The organism is Stappia sp. BW2, assembly GCF_008107695.1.
In the GTDB taxonomy this organism is placed as follows: Bacteria; Pseudomonadota; Alphaproteobacteria; order Rhizobiales; family Stappiaceae; genus Roseibium.
Map to the genome: position 1 here is coordinate 1 of NZ_VIRG01000092.1, position 619 is coordinate 619.

Below are 619 nucleotides of genomic sequence, written 5' to 3' on the forward strand. Positions count from 1 at the left end.
ATCAAAAAGCAGAGCATGATGTCGTCCGAAAACCGCTCACACTTTTCGGCATCATGCTCTAAAGCAAAAGGGGTCCGGCAAAGCCGAACCCCTCTCAAATCCTGCACAGCCGGTCTCGTTTCCGGCTGGTGGATAATCTCAGATCAGCTGTTGACGGCGTCCTTCAGGCCCTTGCCGGGCGTGAATTTCGGCACGTTGCGAGCCGGAATGTCGACTTCAGCGCCCGTCGACGGGTTACGGCCCTTCGTTGCGGCACGATGAGAAACGGTGAAGCTGCCGAAACCCGCGAGGCGAATGTCGCCCTTGTTCTTGAGTTCAGCCTGGACAACGTCGAAAACCGCGTCAACAGCGGAAGCCGCGTCAGACTTCGTCAGTCCTGCCTTTTCGGCTACTGCGGACACGAGTTCATTCTTGTTCATGTTTCCACCCCTTTCTAAATGGTATGAAACGACTCAAAAGTAAGCTAGGCGCAGAATAGGTTTCATCAGGCCCGCCGAAAACCCAAAAGCCCTGCAAATCAAGGAAAAGCAAGCGTCTACATGACGTTTTCACAAAAAAGGCTGACGTTTCCGCCAGCCATTTTCCGTGTTTTGCGCCAATGGGGCAGAGAGGTGTCAAC

Annotated in this window: 2 protein-coding genes; both read right to left on the reverse strand. The window is 53.8% G+C overall.

Annotation, left to right across the window (positions count from 1 at the left end; translation table 11 throughout):
• Nucleotides 1–143: 143 nt before the first annotated feature.
• Nucleotides 144–419: a DNA-binding protein HupB gene (gene hupB / locus FMN63_RS27715; protein ID WP_011651361.1), complete on the reverse strand. Its 276-nt coding sequence runs from the start codon at nucleotides 417–419 to the stop codon at nucleotides 144–146.
• Nucleotides 406–619 (reverse strand): hypothetical protein (locus FMN63_RS29675; RefSeq protein ID WP_205514377.1); only part of this gene is annotated, 214 nt, incomplete at its 5' end. The genes FMN63_RS29675 and hupB, both read right to left, overlap by 14 nt.